We start from the raw sequence: 19,850 nt of genomic DNA, 5'->3' as shown, positions 1-19,850 counted from the left end.
CGGGCCAGCCGTGTGCCGCGAGCGGAACGAACGCACCGTATGCCGACAGAGAACGATCGATACGCCAACGGTAGGTCTACACCTGACCGTCGGTACCGGCGTAGAAGGCCGAACCCAGCGAAAGTGCCTAGGCTGGAGAACACGACAGCCGCGCCGGGCGTACGTGCGGAGGTATGGCGGTGAAAGCACTCGTCCACGACGAACCACCAGCGACCGAGGAACCGGGTCCGGGCCGGTTCGCGGCGGCCGGGGCCGGTGTGCTGGGCGCCGCCACCGTGCTCGGGGTCGGGCATCTCGTGGCGGCGATGGTCGATCCGGACGCGTCGCCGTTCCTCGTGCTCGGGTCGACGATGGTCGATCTCACGCCGCGGCCGCTGAAGGACTTCGCGATCCGGCAGTTCGGCGCCAACGACAAAGCGGTGCTGTTCCTCGCGATGGCTGTGGTCATGGTGGTGGGCGCGGCCGTCGCCGGACTGCTGGAGCGTCGTCGGCGGTTCGCCGGGGTGGCCCTGCTCGCGGCGCTCGGGGCGGTGACACTCGTGGCGGCGCTCCAAAGGCCCACCGCCACGCCGTCGTTCGCTCTCCCCGCGCTGGTCGGCACTGTCGCGGGCGCGCTGGCGCTGCGCGCGCTGATGGATGCGGCCGAGACCGATCCGACCGCGCCGGGGCGACGGAAGTTCCTCGGCGTGGCGGCCGGGGTGGGTGTGCTCGCGCTCGGCGCGGCGGCGGGCGGGCGGTGGCTGACCGAGCGGCTGCGCGACGCCGTCGGCGACCGCGAGGTGTTCGCCCTGCCCGCCGTGGACGCACCCGCCCCGCCCCCGCCGGTCGAGGCGACGGCGCCGGTCGGCGGGGTGACGCGGTTCGTGACGCCGAACAACCAGTTCTACCGTGTGGACACCGCGCTGCGCCTGCCCGCGCTGCCGAGCGGCGAGTGGCGGCTGCGCGTGCACGGGATGGTCGAGCGGGAGGTGGTCTACGACTTCGAGGCGTTGCGCGGGCGCCGCGCCGTCGAGCGGATGGTCACCCTCACCTGCGTGTCCAACGAGGTCGGTGGCGACCTCGCGGGCAACGCGGTGTGGACCGGGTATCCACTGGCCGATCTGCTCGCCGAAGCCGGGGTGCGGCCCGACGCCGACATGCTGCTGTCCCGCAGCATCGACGGATTCACCGCGAGCACACCGGTGTCCGCGATCCTGGACGGGCGCGACGCGTTGCTCGCGATCGGCATGAACGGGGAGCCCCTGCCGATCCAGCACGGGTATCCGGCCCGCCTGGTGATCCCCGGACTCTACGGCTACGTGTCCGCGACCAAGTGGGTGGTCGACCTCGAGCTGACGCGCTTCGACCGCGCCACCGCCTATTGGACCGACCGCGGGTGGGCCGACCGCGCGCCCATCGAAACCGCCTCCCGCATCGACGTTCCCGGCTCGTTCGGGAAGGTGCCCGCCGGTGAGGTGGTGGTGGCCGGGGTCGCCTGGGCGCAACGGCGCGGCATCACCGCCGTGGAGGTCCAGGTGGACGATCGCCCGTGGCAGCCCGCCACCCTCGCGGCCGAATACTCCACCGACACTTGGCGACAGTGGTACTGGCGGTGGGACGCCACCCCCGGCACGCACACCCTGCGCGTGCGCGCGACCGACGGCACGGGAGCGGTGCAGACCGAGGAGCGCACGCCACCGTTCCCCGACGGGGCGACCGGGTGGCATTCGCGGGTTGTCACCGTGCAGTGAAAAGTGTTGCGCTCGTGATCAGATCGGGGCGTTCGACCACCACTGGTCGTAGAGATCCTGTCCGGTGTGGTGGTCCCAGCTGACGTCGACGATGATCCAGGCGCGGCCGGGGTCGTCGAAGCGGACCGTGAGCAGGCCCGCGTTGCCGCCCGGATAGTAGGTCCAGCGGACCTTGCCGGTGCCGGAGTCGCGGGACCAGTCCTCCTCGCGGGTGGTGTCGTTGTCGATATTGGTGCGGAAGGTGGAGTCGCGGCGCGGATCGCCGGCACGGAACGACCAGACATACCAGTGGATTCCGTTGTCCTGGCGACATTCCACCGCCGGGGCGCCGCCGTTGTTCAGCACGTCCAGCCCGGTGCAGGTGGCGCCGTTGAAGCCGCGGCCGGAGGGGGTGTCGGGCAGCAGGCCGGGGAACAGGCCGACGAGTTCACCGTTGCGGCCCCACGCCGGGGCGACCACCTTCGTGGTGGTGGTGGACGGTGCGGTGGCCGTGGGAGGGGCCGAGGTGGCGGCCGTCGTGGTCAACGGAGTGGGTGGACCGTCCGCCCGGTCGCCGAAGCCGCCCGCCGTGCGGATCGCCACGGCCGCGACCAAGGCGATGACGAGGACGCCCACGCCCGCCGCCAGCACCATCCACGCGGTGCGGTGGCGGTTGGGCGCTGGAACCTGCTGTGGGGCAGGCTGATTCCTATTGGACTGTGTGAGCGGCACAGCGCCCGGCGGGGCCGCCCACGAGCCGGGCGGTACGTGCTGCGGTCCGGTCCCGGTGAACGACACCGGATCAGCGCCGCCGTGGCCGGGCCGGACGTGCTGGAGCGACCCGGCACCGGTGTTGGGTGTCGCAGCAACGCCACCGGAATCGGGTGGGCGTCGCGCGGATCCAGTGCGCGCGCCCGAATCGTGTCGCGCGCCCGGCGGATCGACCGGCCCGGCGGGGATCCCTCCCTGGTGGATGCCTGGGCCGCCGCCCTCCCCGGCAGGCTGGGCACCACCGTGTGCTGCCGGGGTCGACCATGCCTCCGCGCGAGAGGAAGCCGGGCCACCCATCGCAGCGCCACCGCCCACAGAGTGCTGGCCTGTATTCCCAGCTCCACCCGGCGAATGTTCTTGCGACCCGGTCGAATAGCCCGCTCGTCCCGCATCGGCGGGCGGCAGTGCGCGTTGCGCCGCGACGGCGAGATCGCGGCAGCTCGCGTATCGGTCGGCGGGGTCTTTCGCCAGGGCCTTCCCGATGACCTCGTCCAGTGCGGGCGGCAGCGACGGATCGTGTGCCGTCACGCGGGGCGGCGGGTTGAACAGGTGTGCCGAGACCACGGCGGCCGGTGACGGCCCGGCGAAAGGCACTGTGCCCGTGAGCATGTGGAAGAGGGTGCAGCCGAGCGAGTAGATGTCGGCGCGGTGGTCGAGGTCGTCGCCGCTGATCTGTTCGGGCGCGGCGTAGGCCAGGGTCGCGACGAGCACGCCGCTGGCGGTGACGGCGGCGTCGTCGCGGCTGCGGGCGATACCGAAGTCGGTGACGAACACCTGGTCGCGGCCCTCGTCGTCCACCGCGACCAGCAGGTTGGCTGGTTTCACGTCACGGTGCAGCAGGCCCCGGTGGTGCGCCGCGTCCAGTCCGGCCGCAGCCTGCGCGATGATGTCGACCGCGCGCCGGGGCGGCAGTTCCGCGCGGCCGCGCCGGATCAGGTCGGACACGTCGCTGCCGTCCACGCGGCGCATGGAGATCCAGAGCCGGTCGCCCTCCTGCCCGCGATCGTAGATCTCGACCACGTTCGGGTGATCCAGGCGCACAGCGAGTTCCGCCTCGCGCTCGAATCGGATGCGGAAATCGCCGTCGGCGCCGGCGGAGAGGTCGAGCACCTTCAGCGCCACCGAGCGCGGCAGGCGCGGGTGCCGCGCCAGGTACACGGTGCCCATCCCACCGGACCCCAGGATGCGTTCGATGCGATACCCGGCGAACACGGTTCCCGGTTCCAGCGCCATGGTTCTCGTCCCTCGTCGTCAGATCGGCGCGCCGACCCACCAGCGGTCGTACACATCCTGGCCGCCGCGGCCGCCCGACGCGGACACGACGCAGAAATGGCGGTCGGCGTCGTCGAACGAGACGTCCAGCAGGCCGAACCCAGCGATCGAATCGCTGGCCCAGCGCACCATCCCGCTCCCCGACGGGCGCGTCCACCGCTCCTCCCGCGTCCCCGCCAGACCCGTGGCGTCGGTGGAGTACCCGACGCGCCGGCCCGACGGGTCGCAGCGGATATTGACGCTGATCCCGTCGTCCACGTCGGAGGGACAGTGCAGCCACGCACCCTCGTCATCGTTCAAACCACACCTCATGCCCAGGTAGCCGGTGCCTTCGGGATCGGCGGGCAGCAGTTCCGGGAACGCCTCCACGATGTAGGCCGCCGCACCCCACGCGGCCGCCGCCGAGGTTGTTGTGGTCGGCGGCGTGGTGGTGGATTGCGCGGTGGTGGATTGCGCGGTGGTCGAAGGGTTTTCGCTCGTCGGCGTGGCAATGACATCGCCGTCGTCGTCGAGCCACACGGCCACCGCGGCGATCGTGATCACCAACGCGACAACAGCCGCCACCGCCCCGACCAAGATCGCCACCCGCTGCACTCCCCCACCCGAAGGTTGCCCACCGCTCAGCGGCGCACCCGCCGGGAACCCACCGCCCTGACGCATACCCGGTGACAGCCCACCGGTCAGCTGGGCACCCGCCGGGAACCCACCACTCGGTGGCGCAGCGAACGAGGCCGCACCGGCCGCGGGTCCGCCGAACCGGGCCGGCCCACCGGACCCCTGCCCACCGGCGGCCGGTCCACCCGGAAGATACCCACCCGGCGTGGCCCACTGCCCGGTCGACGGCCCCGAATGCGACCCGGCGACCGGCCCGCCGGACCGAGGACCGCCCGCACCCCACCCACCTGCGGGTGCACCGCCGGTCGAGGGGCTCTCCGGCGGTCCAGGACGCTGCTGCGCTCCGGCCGCGTGCGGGCCACCTGAACCCTGCCCGGCGACTCCGTGCCCACCGGTCGACGAGCCACCGGGATGCCCGTGCGCCTGATGCCCCGCAGACGGATATTCAGGCGACGCCGAGCCGGCCGCCCGCTCGCCCGACCCCGCGATCAGCTGTCCACCGGACCGCCGCCCGTCTCCCCCGGCCAACGCCCGCTGGGCGGCGGCGGCCAGCTCACCGCAGGTTCCGAACCGCGCACCCGGATTCTTCGCCATCGCTCGGGCGATCACGTCGTCCAAGCCCGGTGGCACACCGGGCACGGTGGCCGAAGGGCGCGGGGGTGGTTCGTAGAGGTGGGCGTGCATCACCGCGGCCGGGCCGCGTCCCGTGAAAGGCGCGGAGCCGGTGAGGAACTGGTACAGCGTGCAACCGAGGGAGTAGACATCGGCGCGGTGGTCCAGAGGCGCGCCGGCCAACTGTTCCGGGGCGGCGTAGGCGAAGGTGGCGAGGACGCCGCCGGTGGAGGTCAGCGAGGTGGACGCCTCCATGCTGCGGGCGATGCCGAAATCGGTGATGCGCACCGCGTCGGACCCGTCGTCGGCGCGCGAGATGAGGATGTTGGCCGGTTTCACGTCCCGGTGCAGCAGCCCGCGCCGGTGCGCCTCGTCCAGCCCGCGCGCCGCGGCCGCGACGATCCCCACCGCACGGACGGGCGGCAACGGTCCTCGTTCCAGCAGCTGCGCCCCGTCGGCCCCGTCGACGTAGCGCATGGAGATCCACAGCAGATCGCCCTCGGTGCCCGTGTCGTAGATCGACACCACATTCGGGTGTTCGAGCCGCGCGGCCAGCTCGGCTTCGCGCTCGAAGCGCGCGCGGAACTCCGCGTCGGCGGCGAGTTCGGCGTCCAGCACCTTCAGTGCGTCGCGGCGCGGCAGGCGCGGGTGCTCGGCCAGGTAGACCACGCCCATGCCGCCGCCACCGATCCGCCGCACGATGCGGTACCCCGCGAACTCGTCCCCCGGACTCAGCGACACCATCCGTTCCTCCCTGACTGGGGAGCGTACCGGACAGTCCGTCCCGGCGGCGGCGCCCGCTCACCCCTCCCGTGCACGGTCGACGAACCAGTCGCCCAGCCACTGCACGGCCGTGCGCCCCTGCGCGTCCACGACGTAGGTCCCATAGCTCTGGTGCGCTCCCGAAGTGACGAAAAGCGCTGTGCTCAAAGCCTCTTCGAGAAGCTGGGCGACCGAGTCCGGGTCCTGGGAACCGGCCGCGCCGAGCAGGGTGTTCGCGACGCGCTGGAGTTCGGCGCCCGCCGCCCCGGTCAGGTTGTCGACGGCGAGGCCCACGAAACCGAACAGCGTGGGCAGCAGCGCCGTCACCTGGGCGGCGATGTCGAGGGGCGGCGCGCCGCGACCGACCGCGTCGGCCAGCCGCCACAGATCGGCCTCGAGCAGGTCGACCTGTCCGGTGAGGGCGGCGGCGTCGATCTCGGCGAGCGCGCGCACCAGTTGCGCGGCGACCCGGGTGGCGCCGCTCTCGTCGGGGATGAGCCCGAGCAGCCGCGACACCTCGCGCAGATCCGCGCCGACCGTGGCCAGCAATGGTTCGAACGCCTGGCCCAATTGCGCGAACAGGTCGTGCACGTGCCGCACGACGGCGGCCAGGTCCCCGCCGCCGACAGCGCCCGCCGCACGATTCAGGATGTGCACTATGGCAGTGGTGTTCGCCGCGAACTCCAGACCGCGCGCCGCCACCCCGGCGACGCGATCCACCAGGACGGCAGGCCACTTGTCCGCGAGAGCGCGTGCGGCGGTGTCGAGTTCGGCGCCCGGCCGAGCGGCAAGTGTCTCCACCAGCGGCGCGATGCTCACCGAAACATGGTTGGCGGCTTGCGCGTTCGCGATGCTGTCGAATGCGCCGGGCCGCTCGCTCCGCGCGACGATCGTAGCCAGCGCGCGTAGCGCCGTGTCGAGATCGGAACCGCTCGCGGCATCGAGAATCGCCCCGGCCACACCGGTCAACTCAGCGCGCACCGACGCGTGATCCCCCGCCCACGCGGCCATGTCGCGTAGCGGGCGCAGTGTCGCCGCCACCCCGCCCGCGACGGCGGCCAGGTGCGCGGCGGCGGCGTGCGGCGCCTCGGTGGCCAGCCACCCGACGTCGGTCGGCAACTCGGCCAGCCGCACGTCGTCGAAGTCGGTGATCAACGTGCTGTACAGGGCGGCGGTGGCCGGATCGCCGGGTTCGGACGCCCCCGACGCGGTCGGTCGGGAGAGCAGCCGCCCGAGCCCGGCCAGCAACGGATGCGCGCTGGTGTCGGCCGAGCAGTACCTGTCCTGTTCGGCACAGATCTGGGTGGTCACGGGCGCGACCGCGCAGAATCCGCCGGGACGCGGTCCGGCGATGCCCGGCCCCGAGACCGGGGGGCCGATGAGCGTGGCGCCGCCGGTTCCTTGGCGGGGGTCGGCGACCAACCCGACGGCGAGGACGCGGTCGGCGGCGATGGGCGCGCCCGTGCAGCCGATCCGGGCCGCCACATCTCCCATCGCGTCAGCGCCCTGACTGTAGCCCGCCAGCACGAATCGTGTTGCGGGACAGTTCCTCCCGAACTCCTCGATGGCCGAGGTCGCCGCCTCGACCCCGGTCGCCTTGCTGTCGCCGTAGGGCATCCGATCGAATGCGGTGGCGGCGTACGCGGGGAAGCGGAACGCGAAACCCTCACCGAGCTCGTCGGCCAACGCGAGCGCGACCGGCGCCAGCATGCCGACGGCGGCGTGCTGATCGGCGTTCGGCGTGGTCTCCCAGGTGCCGGGCACGAAGACACCCGCCACGGCCGGACACCCCGCCTCCCGCGCGGGCTCGGCGGCGGCCGTCGCGTGCCCGGCCGCCGCCAGGACGGCGAGCACCAGTCCGGCGAGCAGGCGCCGCCACCGGCACGGTGTGCGCGCACGCTCCATCGGGGCACCTCCCGAGCGATGTGATCATGGGCACACCCATTTCACCAGCACGAAGGCCGCACGCGGGCTGAAACGCTCAAATTTCACTTCTGGAGAGCGACGGCGCGGCGCGGACGGCTCGGCCACCAGATCCGATCGCCGACGATCGCGAACAACGCCGGGATGATCACCGTCCGCACGACGAAGGTGTCCAGCAGAATGCCCAATCCGACCACGATCCCGAGTTGGGTGAGCGTGATGAGGGGCAGCACACCCAGCACGCAGAACACCGCCGCGAGCACCAGACCCGCGCTGGTGATGACGGTGCCGGTGGTGGCGACGGCGCGGACGATGCCCCGGGTGGTGCCGTGCCCCGGCGTCTCCTCGCGCGCCCGGACCACCAGGAAGATCGAGTAGTCGACCCCCAGCGCCACCAGGAACAAGAAGGCGAACAACGGCACGCCGGTGTCGACCGCCGGAAACCCGAAGAGGTGGACACTCGCCCACGTACCCACCCCCAGCGCCGCCAGCGCACTGAGCACGGTCACCGCGACGAGCACGAGAGCGGCGGGCACGGCGCGCAGCAGGACAAGAAGGATCACCAGCACCGCCGCCAGGATCAGCGGGATGACCACCGCACGGTCCCGGCTCGCGGCCGCGTCCGTGTCCAGCGCCTCCGCGTCGCTGCCACCCACCCACGCGTGCGCCCCCGGCACGTCGGCCAGCCGCTCGCGCAAGGTCTCGATCTGCCGGAAGGCGCGGTCGGACTGCGGTTCCGCGTCGATCACGACCGCCCACCGCGACAGTCCGCCCGACGTCTCGCCCGTCCCGCTCACCTGCTGCACGCCGGGCGTCTCGGCCAGCACACGCTCCACCCGCGCCGCGACGTCGCCGCGAGCCACGACCACGACCGGGTCGGCGGAACCGGCCGGGAAGTGCGCCGACAGGGTCGCCAATCCGTCGACCGATTCCGCCCGCACACGGAACTGTTCGGTCTGCGACAATCCGACGTCGACGGTGAACAGTCCGGCCGCGCACACCGCCAATCCCGCGAGGGCGACCGAGACCACCGCGACCGGCCCGCGCACCACGCGCGTCGCGATCGTGTGCCAGACACCCTGTTCGGCGTGATCGCCACCGCCGACCCTCGGTACGAACGGCCAGAACACACCGCGCCCGCACACCGCCAACGCCGCGGGCAGCCCGAGCAGGACGAACACCACGACCACGAGCAAGCCGGCGGCAGCCGACGCGCCCAGGCTGCGCGTACTCGGCAGCGTCGCCAACAGCAAGATCGACAGCGCGACCACGACGGTGAGGTTGCTGGCCAGGATGGCGGGCCCGGCGCGGCGGCAGGCCCGGCGCAGGGCCACTCGATGGTCGGATTCCACCCGCAGCTCGTCGCGATAGCGGGAGACGAGCAGCAGCGCGTAGTTGGTGCCCGCACCGAAGACCAGCACGCTGGTGATGCCGGAGGTCGAACCGTCGAAACTCAGGTCCGTCACCGAGGCGAGCGCCGTCCCCACACTCGTCGCCAGCCGATCCGCGAAGCCGACGATGAGCAGCGGGATCAGCCACAGCACCGGAGACCGATAGGTGACTATGAGCAACAGCGCCACAACCAGCGCCGTGACCAGCAACAGCGTGGTGTTCGCGCCCGAGAACGAATCCGCGATGTCGGCGCCGAAGGCCGGACCACCGGTGACCTGCGCCTTCAGCTCCGCGGGCAGACCGTCGCCCACCGCGGCCCGGATCCGCGCGATCTCGTCGGTGAGCGCGAATCCGTTCAGTTCGGCGGGCACCGCGACGGTGCCGACAGCGGCCACTCCGTCCGGGGCCATCCGCACTCGCGCGGCGGCGATATCGGCGCCGGTGCGAGCGATGGCGCCCTCGGCGGCGGCGATATCGGACTCGGTGAGTGTGGCACCGTCGAGGCGCGTGACCACGACCACGGCCGAGGCGGTGTCCGCGCCGGGGAACTCGCTCGCCACTTGGTCGACCCGCGCCGACTGACTCGCGGGCGGGAGCGAATCGGGCGCGGCACCGGCCGACTCGTTCTCACCGACCAGGCCGATGGCGCCGAACGCCACCGCCCCCAGCACCACCAGCAACCACCACGATCGGTGCGCGGTGACGAACGAGGCGTATCTATCCCACAGAGTCACGCGGCAACTCTCTCAGTTTTTTAATAATCAAGCAACTGAAGTTTGTACTCCGTTAGGCTGTCGCGGTGACGGAACCGCATCGACCCGGGCCGGACATCGCGGACGCGACAGTGCGCGCGGAGATCGAATCCGAGATCGCCGCGGACCTGCGCGCGCTCACCGCGGTCTCCGACCAACTCGGCCACGTCTTCGCGCGCAGGAACGATCTGCGGCCCAACGACTTCCGCGCGCTGCTGCACGTAGCCACCGCCGAGTTCGAGGGCGAGCCGATCACACCGGGCGAGTTGGGGAAGCTGATGGGCTTCTCCTCGGCGGCGGTCACCTACCAGGTGGAGCGGATGATCGAATCCGGGCACCTGCGCCGCGATCCGGACCCCACCGACCGCCGCCGCGTCCTGCTGCACCACGACGACCACGGCATGGCCACGGCCCAGGACTTCTTCCTGCCCTTGGGGCGCCGCACCCGCGCGGCGATGTCGTCCTTCTCCGACGACGACCTGCGCACCGCGCATCAGGTCCTCACCACCGTCATCACCGCGTTGCGCGCCCACCTCGACGATCTGCGCGATCGGGCCTGAGTCGCGGGTCTTCTCGGGCTCATCTCATCGACAAGCACCCCTGCATCGTCTGGAAATCGCCCGCGAAGCCGAAGCCGCCCGCACAGGTCGGCGCGGCGACGCCGTCGACGGTGACGGTGGCGCCGGGTCCGGCGATGCCGATGGACAGGCCGGGCCGAACCCCGAGGGTCGTCACGACGGCTCCCGGCCCGAGCGCGATGGCCGCGGGACCGGAGAGGAACTCCGAACTCGACGCGGCGGTCCCGCCGTTCTGGGCGACCGCCAGCGACAGGCTGGCCGGACCGGCGTCGGCGCTGGCACTGCCACCCAGGCCGTAGGCGGCCGCCGCGGCACCGCCCACGCTCTCCGCGGCGCAAACCGCCGCCCCCGCGTCGACCGACACCGCCGAAGCCCCGGGCGCCGGACATGCCGCCACCGGCTGCGCTCCGGCCACCGGCACCGCGATCAGCGCGAACGAAAGGGCCGCGCCCGCGCCGACCAGGGGCGCGAACACGCGGCGCGCCGAAACCTGATGATTCATGACATTCCTCCTGCGATCGATCCACGATGACCCGTCCAGCCGTGGCCACTATGAGACAGCAATCGCGTCGAACGGCGCGGTGGACCGGCTGCGCCTCCCTACGATACCGTTATTTCGATGCAAAAACGATGCGATCTGCCACAGCGGAGGTACTCGGATGCGATGCGTTGTCTTCGGGGCCAGCGGGTACATCGGCGGCCGCCTGGTCCCGGAGTTGCTGCGCGCGGGTCATCAGGTGCGCGTGGTCGCCCGGAATCCGGACAAGCTCGCCGACTCGCCCTGGGGCGACCGCGTGGAGATCGTGCGCGGCGACGTCACCCGTGACGCGGACGTCGCGCGAGCCGTCGAGGGCGGAGAGGTGCTCTACTACCTCGTGCACGCCCTGGACCGGGCCGATTTCGGGCAGATCGATCGGGATGCGGCGGCCAGAGTGGCCGCGGCCGCCGCGCGGGCCCAGGTCTCTCGCCTCATCTACCTCGGCGGCATCGCACCCGCCGGGCAGCCGCTGTCGCGCCACCTCGCGTCGCGCGCCGAGGTGGGCGAGGTGTTCCTGGCCGGGCCGGTGCCCGCGCTGGTGTTGCGCGCGGGGATCGTGATCGGGTCCGGCTCGGCCAGTTTCGAGATGTTGCGCTACCTCACCGAACGACTTCCCGTCATGGTCACGCCGCGCTGGGTCCGCAACCGGGTTCAGCCCATCGCCGTCCGCGACGTGCTGTACTACCTCGTCCGCAGCGCCGACGTGGCGGCCGATCGGCGCGGCGCGTTCGACATCGGCGGCCCCGACATCGTCACCTACGAGCAGATGATGCGCACGTACGCCGAGGTCGCCGGTCTGCCGCGCCGCGTCATCATCCCCGTTCCGCTACTGACCCCGTGGCTGTCGGGCCAGTGGGTCAATCTCGTGACGCCCGTGCCGCGCGCCCTCGCGGTGCCGCTGATGGAATCGCTCATCAACGACGTGGTGTGCGGCGAGGAGACCATCTCCCGGATCATCCCCGGCCCCGCCGCCGGGCCGATCCCCGTCCGCACCGCGATCGAACTGGCGCTGACCAGGATTCGCGATCTCGACGTCCCGACTCGCTGGTCGGACGCGGGCCCGGCTTACGCGCCGTCGGACCCGCTGCCGTCGGACCCCGAGTGGTCGGGTGGATCGCTGTACCGGGATGTCCGAGAACAACCCACGCGCGCCGCCCCCGAAACCCTGTGGTCGGTGATCGAGTCGGTCGGCGGCGAGCACGGGTGGTATTCGTTTCCCCTGGCCTGGGCGGTCCGCGGCTGGCTGGACCGGCTCGTGGGCGGCGTGGGCCTGCGACGCGGGCGACGCCACCCACACCGGCTGCGCCGCGGCGAAGCCCTCGATTGGTGGCGCGTCGAGACGTTGGAACGCCCCCATGTGCTGCGGCTGCGGGCCGAGATGCGCCTGCCAGGCCGGGCCTGGCTCGAGCTCTCGGCGACGCCGGCGCCCGGCGGCGGATCCGTCTACCGCCAGACGGCGCTGTTCGAACCACGCGGACTGGCGGGCCACCTCTACTGGCTCGCGGTCACCCCGTTCCACGCGGTCGTCTTCGGCGGGATGGTCCGCAACATCACGGCCAAGGCGGAGCTCACCCGGGCGCCACGGTGACCGGCTCGCCGCGCGGCCCACGATGCTCGGGCGGCGGACGATGATCGGCGGGCGCGAAACAGTTGAGCGACAACGGATCCGGATCGCCCGGATGCGGGGATCGCCGTGCTCCGATCGAAACGATCGCCAGACCACCGGCGGCACGGCCGAGAGCCGCGCGGCATTCACAACGGCGCGGCGATCTCGCCGAACCACTCGAGGATGCGCGGCAGCGCGACCAGCACGCTCCCGCCGTGATCCACCTGCCCCAGATCCACCGCCTCCGCGCGGTCACCGCCGAGGGTGCGCAGACAGGCCTCGGTGTTGGCGGCGGGCACGCTGCGGTCGGCCTGCGAGGCGTAGAGGCGGACCGGCACGGCCGGGGTCCACTCGCACACCGCGTCGCTCTCCGCCATGGCGCGCAGCGCCGCGCCCGACGGCTCCCGCGCCCAGTCCAGGTAGGCGGGGGTGAGCAACTGCTGGGGCGAGGCGGGCAGGGAGGTGGCGACCGCGACGATGTCGTGCTCGCCGTCGAACAGCGCCTCCACACGGCCGTCATAGGGCGGCAGGAACGCCTCGGCCGGGTCGTCGTAGAAGTGGTGGACCCGGTTCATCGCGGTGATCCAGTACGCCATGTACAGGGCCGCCGTGCGCGGGGTGATCCGCCCGTCCAGTGCGGCCGGGGTCTGCACCTCGCGAATCGCGTACGGCCCGGCCACGGCCGCGACGGCGGCCGGCGTGAATCCCGAGGAAGGATCGCGGTGCAGATCCGCAGCCAGCGCCATCGCGGCCTGCCCGCCCTGGGAGAACCCCGTCACCAGCACTCCGGGATCGAGGGCCCGGCCCTCGTCGGCCGCCACGGCGCGCGCGGCACGCAGCAGGTCCACCGACGCACTCGCCTCGGTCGGCACGTGCGCGTACGGGTGGGTGCCCGGCCCCTCGCCCAACCCCAGGTAGTCCGGCGCGACGGCCGCGTAGCCGGTGGCGGCGAAGAGGATGGCCCGCGCGCGATCGTTCTCGCCGTCGGCCGACGGCGCTTCGTCCTTGCGGACGATGGTGCCGTGCGCGTAACTCACCACCCGCACCGTCGGACTCTCGGTGCGCGGCAGCACCACCACACCGCTGGCGGTGGTGTCGGCACCGAACGGGTCGACGGTGCGATAGACGACCCGATACACGTCCACGCCGTTACGAACAGGTGTCGTGATCGTGCGCTCGGCGAGGTAGGCGGTGACATCGTCGGTGGTCATGCGCAGGATCGGCGCGACCGACACCACCTCGCCGCGCGCCGCGACAGACCGTTCCTGGCGCTGTTCGGTCGCGCAGGCGGAACCACCGATGAGCAGTAGGAATACCGCGAGCAGTGCGACGAGCGAGCGCTGCCGTCCGGTCACGAGGGTCACCTCTCCACGGTCCCATCGGCGGCCCGCGCACGCCAGGGGGCTTACCAACGCGGTCCCGGAAAGTTTCCCCCACCGTCACAATGGGCGGCTAAAATTGTCGGCACCTGGAGTACGAAGTGGGTTGACCTCCTGTCCAGTCTCACCTTCCGGCACAGGAAGTCTCGGAGCCGCCCCTCGACGTGCGCGGCGTGTCCGGCCCACCTGTCGAGGAGACGAGCATGATCGACAATGCCGCAACCGAGCAGTCCGAACCCGATCCCGCCGTCGTGATCTGGCCCGAACCGAGCCGCCTCGAACCGTGGTGGCAGCGGGTCATGTTCGGCTCGGGCACGGGCCAGGACACGCACGGCGGGGCGGCGCGGCAGTAACGGGTCAGCGGGGGTCCAGCACTTTGTGACCGTTCGTCCCCGGGGCGCCGGGGACGGACTTCTCGCCCGAATCCCACTGCGCGGGAGCGGGTCCGAACGCGTTGCGCGCGTTGTCGATGACGCTCCTGGCGAGCACCCGGTTGCCGGTGGCGCCGATGACGGCGCCGATACCGGCCGGCACCACGCGCCCGAACGCGAGCACGCTGCGGGTCGCGATGGATCGCACCACGAGTCGCTTCACCGCGCCGTCACCCAGGCTGGACACGCCGGGAATCCGGTTCGCGAGCTGGTTGGCCCAGTCCTTGGCGGCGTTCGCGGTGTGCTTGCCCACGAATTGCACACCGCCGGGCCCGAATACGATCCCCGACACCAGCGCGGTCTCGCGCGCGACGGCGTCGGGGTCGATGCCGTGCGCGTTCGCCGCCGTGAGCGCGTAGAGGACCGAGGCCTCCACGAAGAAGACCGTCTCCACGCCCATCGCGGCCAGACCCGTGAAGAAGCCGATGCCCGGCACCGCCGCGCACATGCCCACCGCGACACCGCTGGCGGTCACCGCGAGCAGGTAATGCCCTTGGGCGCGTTGCAGAATGCGCTCCGGCGAATCCTCCGGGCGCGAGGTGCGCAGCCACTCGCCGTAGCGTTCGGCGATCGGCACCTGCCACCGGGCGCCCTTGTCGATCGCCGACAGCACGATCTTGTCCATCTGTTCCCGAATCATCGACCACGACCTCCCTCGCCGCCCGCGCCCGCGCGGGGCCTCCGAAAAACCCTCGACCACGAAGTGTGCCCCGACATTGCCACCCGGTCCACCTCCGCCGGTCCGCGGCGTGGTTCGCGCGCCGGGAACACAGGTGTCGGATACCCGCGCGACGCGGCGCAACACCGTGTCATCGGCCACGTCGGGCCCGTTTGGTCACGAGACGGTGTCATCGCCGCGATTCGCCCGGTGACAGCAACTCCTCGGCTTACGATGGGGACACCTCGGTTGCTCCGGGGTTGCAGGACGGGTCGCGCCGCCCCCAACGCGGCCCGCCATCGCGGAGCAGGTCAGCTGGGATCCCGGTCCCCCGGCTTCAGCCCGGATCCCAGCTGGCTCGCCCGGATCCTTCCCCTTGGTAGCGTCATGTCCATGGAGGACGCCGACGCCCTGCTCACCGCGATCGTCTCGTGGGCGCGCGGCGACGACCGGATCACCGCGCTGATCCAGACCGGTTCGCGGGCCCGCGGCGAACGCGTGGACGAGTACTCCGATCTGGATCTGGAGATCATCACGCCGCACTGGCGCGACCTGCACGACACACCGGACTGGATCGGCGAATTCGGGTCGGTGCTGCTGCGGGTGATGTTCGAGGAGGACGATCCGTGGCCCGCTCCCCTGCTGGTGGTCTACGCCGGTGGGCGCAAAGTGGATTTCACGATCGCCGGCGAGGAACGCCTGGCGGACATGGCCCGCGACGGGCTGGACGATCTGTACAAGCGCGGCTATCTGGTCCACCTGGATCGCACGGGCATCGCCGCGCGACTACCCGCGCCGCGCGATGCGCGGCCGGTCCCGGACCCGCCGTCGGCCGCCGAGTTCCGCGAGGTGACCGACGAATTCTGGTTCGAGGCCACACAAGTGCCGATCTACCTGAATCGCGGCGAACTGTGGGTGGCGAAGTTCCGCGACAACACCATGAAGGAATGCCTGCTGCGCATGCTGGAGTGGTACGCGGTGACCGACCCCGCCGAACCGCGCGACCCGTGGTACCTCGGCCACCACATGCCGGAATGGTTGCCCGCCGGGCTCATCCACCGCCTGCACGACGTGTTCGGCCGGTTCGACGCGCACGATTCCTGGCGCGCGCTGGACGCGACGGTGGCGCTGTTCGCCGACGTGTCCGCCGAAGTCGCGGCGCGGCAAGGTTTTTCCGGCCGGTCCGAAACCGTCGCGGGCGTGCGCGGGATCCTGGACGCGCACCGGGCGCGCTGGGTCGCCCTGGACTCGGCACGGCACTGACGCGTGGCTCTGCCCCCGTCGTCCCGGAAAGTCGGCGTTCCAAACCGGTTCGACCCCGTCGTCGGCACAGGATCTCGGACGCGCGAGTCCGAGCAGGATCGGCGCGGCACCTGGTCGGTAGCACCGGAACCGAGAGCCGTCAGTACGGATGGGCCCGTTCGGCCCAGGCCGCGCCGAGCTCACCGGTCAGGTTGCGGGGGAAGGAGATCCGGTCGGGGTTGCCGTCGGAGGTGTAACGGGCAGCCGGGTCGGCGGCGAGCCGGTCCAGCCAGTAGCCGGAATCGAAGGCGACTTCGCCGCGCCCCGAACGGATGCGCGGCACACCACCGCGGTCGAACGCGCCGAACGGTGACGGAGCGGGTTCCGCGCCGACCAGCAGCACCGCGTCGAAGGTGTAGGTGGTGCCGTCCCACGCTCCCGCGCTCGCCAGCCAGGGCTCCGACGGGGCGATACCCAGCGGCAAGGCCATGGTGCGCACCGGAGCACCTCCGGTGGCGGCTTGGATGGCACGGATATTGAGGACTATTTCGCGTTGCACTCCGTGCGCGTCCAACCGGGCCAGGTTCGCGTGTGTGGCGGTGTGCGCGCCGATCTCGTACCCGTGGTCGGCCAACCAGGCGAGGGCGCGCGGATCGCCCCCGAAGGGCTCATCGTTGACGTAGAACGAGGCGGTGGCCGCGAACCCGGGATGGGCGGCGGCGAACTCTTCGAGGATGCCCACGGCCGAATCCGGTGTGGGCGCCCCGGATTCGGTCAGCCGGAGCTGACTGAGGGTGGAGTCGTCGAAGGTCAGCACCACCGGATGCGTGCCCGCGGGCAGATCGAGGGCACCCGAGACGTAGTCGGCGGTGGTCACCGGCCGATACCCCTCCGCGTACAGGCGGGCGAGTTCGGCGCGGAACTCCTCCGGAGTCTGGTCGTATTCGCCCGCCGGGTCGGGCGTGATCTGGTGATACATCAGCACCGGCACGAGCCCGAGTTCGTTGGCGCCCACCGCCGCCGGGTCGAACGGCGCCGTGGTGGCGGGAGCGGTGGCCGGAGCCGACGGCGGTTCGGCGGCCTCGCCGCCGACGCACCCCGCGAGCGCGGCGGCCGTCGCGGTGACCATCGCGAGCCGTCGCACGGGCATCGAATGCCTTGCCATCGGCTCACGGTACGCGCCAGGGATTCGATTCGGAGACATATGCCCGCAAAAGCCCGTCTCCGCACCGAGTTTTGTGAATAGTAGGGGCACTCGACACGAAAGTTGGTGTGGGCGTTGCTCAAACGGGTGCCGGATACCCGGCGGCGCATCGCGGCGATCGCGATGACCGTGGTTCTCTCGATTCTCGTCGTGTCCGTGATCATCGCGGCGCGCCCCTCCGAACGTCTCGCCGTGACCGGGCTGCCCGCCGGCGACGTCGGCGCCGCCGCGCTCGCGGACATGGCCGTGCGCGTCGACGCGGGCGGGCACGATCCGGCCGACGTGCGGTTGACGCTGGACGGCACGCCCGTCTCGGGCACGGTGGACGGCGACGGGATCGTGGTCCGGCCCGGCGAACTGTCCGATGGCGCACACGAACTCGCCGCCGAGATCCCCGGCGGCCTCTTCGGCGGTGGACCGTCCGCGCGGGTCTCGTTCACGGTGGACACCACGCCGCCGACGGTCGAACTGGCCCAGCAGGCACCGGTGCGCTCGTACCGGGAACCGGTGACGGTGCGGGGTTCCGCCCTTGGCGCGCAGCGTGTTTCGATCGGCGGCGTGACAGTCGAGCCCGGCCCGGACGGCGCGTTCGAGATCGCGCTGTCGCGCGCACCGAGCGGGACGGAACTCGTCGCGGTGGATGCGGCGGGCAACACCACCCGGCTGCCCCTGCGCGGACTGGTCGAGGTACCGCGGATCAGGGCCGTGCACGTGACCGCGCACGCCTGGTCGCACGAGGGTCTGCGCGAGAGCGTGCTCGAACTGGCCCGCGCCGGGAAGATCGACACCGTCCAGCTCGACATCAAGGACGAGGACGGCGTGGTCGGCTACGACTCCCAGGTGCCGCTGGCGCGCGAATCCGGTGCCGCCGAGGGCATTTACGACGCCCGCGCGGCGCTGCGGGTGCTCCACGACATGGGGCTGCGGGTGATCGGCCGGATCGTGGTGTTCCGCGATCCGACGCTGGCCGAATGGGCGTGGCGCACCGGGCGCCAGGACTGGGTGGTCCAGAACCCTTCCGGGCAACCGTATTCCAGCGGGTACGGGCCGATCGCGTTCACCAACATGGCTCGGCCCGAAGTGCGTGGCTACAACGTCGATCTCGCGGTGGAGGCGGCCACGCTCGGGTTCGACGAGATCATGTACGACTATATCCGCAGGCCCGACGGCCGCCTGTCGTCCATGGCGTTTCCCGGACTCACCACCGAACCGTCGGCGGCGATCGTGGATTTCCTGCGCGAGAGCCGCACACCGGTGAACGACGCGGGCGCGTTCCTCAGCGCGGCCGTCTACGGCATCGCCGTCACCCGCCCGCACGAGATCGCCCAGGACATCCCGGCGATGGCGGCGCACCTGGACTATGTCGCGCCGATGATCTATCCGTCGCACTGGAATCCGGGCGAGTACGGCGTGGCCTCCCCCAACGCCCAGCCGTATGACATCGTGCTGCATTCCCTACGGGACTTCCGGGCGAAGACCGAGGGCACGGGCGCGAAAGTCGTTCCGTGGCTACAAGATTTCAGCCTCGGTGTGCACTACGGTCCCGCCGAGGTGCGCGCCCAGATCGACGCGACCGCGGCGGCGGGGATCGACAGCTGGATTCTGTGGAGTCCGGTGGTGCGCTACAACCTGTGAACTCAGCGGGGTTCGACGCGGGCGACGGCGCGCGGTTCGCCGTCCACGGTGAGCCACGCGTCGAGCGTGGACCCCTCGCGCCGCGCGCGGAGGCGCACGTCGTCGCCGGGCCGCAACGGCTTGGCGTATTCGACGACGACGCGGTGCGAGGCCGCGAGCAGGTCGGGGTGCCGGGCCAGGAGTTCCTCCAGGGCGCCGAGGTAGACGGCGTTATTGACGTGATCCAGGATGTCGATGTCGGCCACGCGCAGCGGGAAGGTCAGCTCCTCGACGCCCGGCGCGTCCTCGGCCGGCGGCGCGGCGGGTAGGGCGGCCTTCCAGCGGAGGCGGTGTTCGGTGGTGGCGGCCAGCATCGGCGCCATGAAGGCGTCGCTCATGCGGGCGGGCGCTCCGCTCTCCATGCCGAAATGGATGAGGAAGCCCTCGGTTTCGATGAGACCGCCGGCGCTGCCGCTGATCCGCACGCGCATGTTGCACCAGCGCGAGGAGAGCGCCGAGCACCAGCGCTCCAGTTCGACGCGTTCGCCCCACACCACCGGCTTGAGCACGTCGATCACGGTGCGGCGCACCACCCAGCCGCGGTGGTTCTCGCCGTCGGGCACAGCGTCGAGATGGTCGAAGCCGATGTCCTGGAGGTAGCGGGCCACCGCGTCGAGGCGCAGCCGACGCTCCCGGTCGGTGTCGGCCATCCGCACCGGCCATCCGGTGCGGAACGGGGTGCCTTCGAGCGGGCCTTCCGGCAAGGCGCTGGGAATCACCATGACGGCGATC

At 71.6% G+C, this 19,850-nt stretch carries 15 protein-coding genes; 6 read left to right on the top strand and 9 right to left on the bottom strand.

The window, feature by feature from the left end:
- The first annotated feature begins 305 nt into the window (after window positions 1–305).
- A complete protein-coding gene (locus tag DFR74_RS32085) occupies window positions 306–1,730 on the top strand; it encodes a molybdopterin-dependent oxidoreductase (RefSeq protein ID WP_411720455.1) in 1,425 nt (474 codons plus the stop codon).
- Between the two features lie 18 nt (window positions 1,731–1,748).
- Here DFR74_RS32085 and DFR74_RS37490 read toward each other — a convergent pair whose 3' ends face one another.
- From DFR74_RS37490 to DFR74_RS32060, 4 genes are all read right to left on the bottom strand, one after another.
- On the bottom strand, window positions 1,749–3,713 hold the full coding sequence (locus DFR74_RS37490) for a serine/threonine-protein kinase (RefSeq protein ID WP_067511470.1): 1,965 nt from the start codon (window positions 3,711–3,713) through the stop codon (window positions 1,749–1,751).
- 18 nt (window positions 3,714–3,731) lie between these two features.
- The gene (locus DFR74_RS37485) at window positions 3,732–5,723 is read right to left on the bottom strand and encodes a serine/threonine-protein kinase (RefSeq protein ID WP_084537928.1); all 1,992 of its coding nucleotides are present in this window, start codon (window positions 5,721–5,723) and stop codon (window positions 3,732–3,734) included.
- Between the two features lie 57 nt (window positions 5,724–5,780).
- Window positions 5,781–7,646, bottom strand: coding sequence for a cutinase family protein (locus DFR74_RS32065; RefSeq protein ID WP_067511471.1), 1,866 nt, complete (start codon window positions 7,644–7,646; stop codon window positions 5,781–5,783).
- 83 nt (window positions 7,647–7,729) lie between these two features.
- Window positions 7,730–9,790: an MMPL family transporter gene (locus DFR74_RS32060; RefSeq protein WP_198161810.1), complete on the bottom strand. Its 2,061-nt coding sequence runs from the start codon at window positions 9,788–9,790 to the stop codon at window positions 7,730–7,732.
- Window positions 9,791–9,855: 65 nt separating this feature from the next.
- Between DFR74_RS32060 and DFR74_RS32055 the strand changes: the two genes are divergently transcribed.
- Window positions 9,856–10,368, top strand: coding sequence for a MarR family winged helix-turn-helix transcriptional regulator (locus tag DFR74_RS32055; protein ID WP_232331831.1), 513 nt, complete (start codon window positions 9,856–9,858; stop codon window positions 10,366–10,368).
- A gap of 19 nt (window positions 10,369–10,387) precedes the next feature.
- On the opposite strand, the gene DFR74_RS32050 is transcribed toward DFR74_RS32055, so the two are convergent.
- Complete coding sequence (locus tag DFR74_RS32050) at window positions 10,388–10,888, bottom strand: DUF6764 family protein (RefSeq protein ID WP_067511472.1); 501 nt, start codon at window positions 10,886–10,888, stop codon at window positions 10,388–10,390.
- A 157-nt stretch (window positions 10,889–11,045) separates the two neighbouring features.
- Between DFR74_RS32050 and DFR74_RS32045 the strand changes: the two genes are divergently transcribed.
- Window positions 11,046–12,512 (top strand): SDR family oxidoreductase, encoded by a 1,467-nt coding sequence (locus DFR74_RS32045; protein WP_067511473.1) that lies wholly within the window; start codon window positions 11,046–11,048, stop codon window positions 12,510–12,512.
- 164 nt (window positions 12,513–12,676) lie between these two features.
- Here the strand turns inward: DFR74_RS32045 and DFR74_RS32040 are convergent, their stop codons facing one another.
- Window positions 12,677–13,885: an alpha/beta hydrolase family protein gene (locus DFR74_RS32040; protein ID WP_147266013.1), complete on the bottom strand. Its 1,209-nt coding sequence runs from the start codon at window positions 13,883–13,885 to the stop codon at window positions 12,677–12,679.
- A gap of 227 nt (window positions 13,886–14,112) precedes the next feature.
- Between DFR74_RS32040 and DFR74_RS36390 the strand changes: the two genes are divergently transcribed.
- Window positions 14,113–14,262, top strand: coding sequence for a hypothetical protein (locus DFR74_RS36390; RefSeq protein WP_170160842.1), 150 nt, complete (start codon window positions 14,113–14,115; stop codon window positions 14,260–14,262).
- A 4-nt stretch (window positions 14,263–14,266) separates the two neighbouring features.
- On the opposite strand, the gene DFR74_RS32035 is transcribed toward DFR74_RS36390, so the two are convergent.
- Window positions 14,267–14,980: a hypothetical protein gene (locus DFR74_RS32035; protein ID WP_195126305.1), complete on the bottom strand. Its 714-nt coding sequence runs from the start codon at window positions 14,978–14,980 to the stop codon at window positions 14,267–14,269.
- A gap of 411 nt (window positions 14,981–15,391) precedes the next feature.
- On the opposite strand from DFR74_RS32035, the gene DFR74_RS32030 reads away from it, so the two are divergent.
- Window positions 15,392–16,261, top strand: a complete 870-nt coding sequence (locus DFR74_RS32030; protein WP_170160841.1) for an aminoglycoside 6-adenylyltransferase — start codon at window positions 15,392–15,394, stop codon at window positions 16,259–16,261.
- A gap of 139 nt (window positions 16,262–16,400) precedes the next feature.
- On the opposite strand, the gene DFR74_RS32025 is transcribed toward DFR74_RS32030, so the two are convergent.
- Complete coding sequence (locus DFR74_RS32025) at window positions 16,401–17,405, bottom strand: polysaccharide deacetylase family protein (protein WP_228791791.1); 1,005 nt, start codon at window positions 17,403–17,405, stop codon at window positions 16,401–16,403.
- Between the two features lie 162 nt (window positions 17,406–17,567).
- Between DFR74_RS32025 and DFR74_RS32020 the strand changes: the two genes are divergently transcribed.
- Window positions 17,568–19,079, top strand: a complete 1,512-nt coding sequence (locus DFR74_RS32020; RefSeq protein ID WP_067511495.1) for a putative glycoside hydrolase — start codon at window positions 17,568–17,570, stop codon at window positions 19,077–19,079.
- 2 nt (window positions 19,080–19,081) lie between these two features.
- Here DFR74_RS32020 and DFR74_RS32015 read toward each other — a convergent pair whose 3' ends face one another.
- Complete coding sequence (locus DFR74_RS32015; protein WP_067511494.1) at window positions 19,082–19,840, bottom strand: acyl-[acyl-carrier-protein] thioesterase; 759 nt, start codon at window positions 19,838–19,840, stop codon at window positions 19,082–19,084.
- Window positions 19,841–19,850 lie beyond the last annotated feature (10 nt).

Source organism: Nocardia puris, from assembly GCF_003315035.1.
GTDB lineage: Bacteria > Actinomycetota > Actinomycetes > Mycobacteriales > Mycobacteriaceae > Nocardia > Nocardia puris.
This window is presented reverse-complemented; position numbering and strand designations above follow the sequence as displayed.

Bases quoted from the DNA above. Each gene is read 5' to 3' on its own strand.
- DFR74_RS32085 (WP_411720455.1), top strand. From the start codon at position 306: ATGGTCGATCCGGACGCGTCGCCGTTCCTCGTGCTCGGGTCGACGATG.
- DFR74_RS37490 (WP_067511470.1), bottom strand. From the start codon at position 3,713: ATGGCGCTGGAACCGGGAACCGTGTTCGCCGGGTATCGCATCGAACGC.
- DFR74_RS37485 (WP_084537928.1), bottom strand. From the start codon at position 5,723: ATGGTGTCGCTGAGTCCGGGGGACGAGTTCGCGGGGTACCGCATCGTG.
- DFR74_RS32065 (WP_067511471.1), bottom strand. From the start codon at position 7,646: ATGGAGCGTGCGCGCACACCGTGCCGGTGGCGGCGCCTGCTCGCCGGA.
- DFR74_RS32050 (WP_067511472.1), bottom strand. From the start codon at position 10,888: ATGAATCATCAGGTTTCGGCGCGCCGCGTGTTCGCGCCCCTGGTCGGC.
- DFR74_RS32045 (WP_067511473.1), top strand. From the start codon at position 11,046: ATGCGATGCGTTGTCTTCGGGGCCAGCGGGTACATCGGCGGCCGCCTG.
- DFR74_RS36390 (WP_170160842.1), top strand. From the start codon at position 14,113: ATGATCGACAATGCCGCAACCGAGCAGTCCGAACCCGATCCCGCCGTC.
- DFR74_RS32035 (WP_195126305.1), bottom strand. From the start codon at position 14,980: ATGATTCGGGAACAGATGGACAAGATCGTGCTGTCGGCGATCGACAAG.
- DFR74_RS32030 (WP_170160841.1), top strand. From the start codon at position 15,392: ATGGAGGACGCCGACGCCCTGCTCACCGCGATCGTCTCGTGGGCGCGC.
- DFR74_RS32025 (WP_228791791.1), bottom strand. From the start codon at position 17,405: ATGGCAAGGCATTCGATGCCCGTGCGACGGCTCGCGATGGTCACCGCG.
- DFR74_RS32020 (WP_067511495.1), top strand. From the start codon at position 17,568: ATGACCGTGGTTCTCTCGATTCTCGTCGTGTCCGTGATCATCGCGGCG.
- DFR74_RS32015 (WP_067511494.1), bottom strand. From the start codon at position 19,840: ATGGTGATTCCCAGCGCCTTGCCGGAAGGCCCGCTCGAAGGCACCCCG.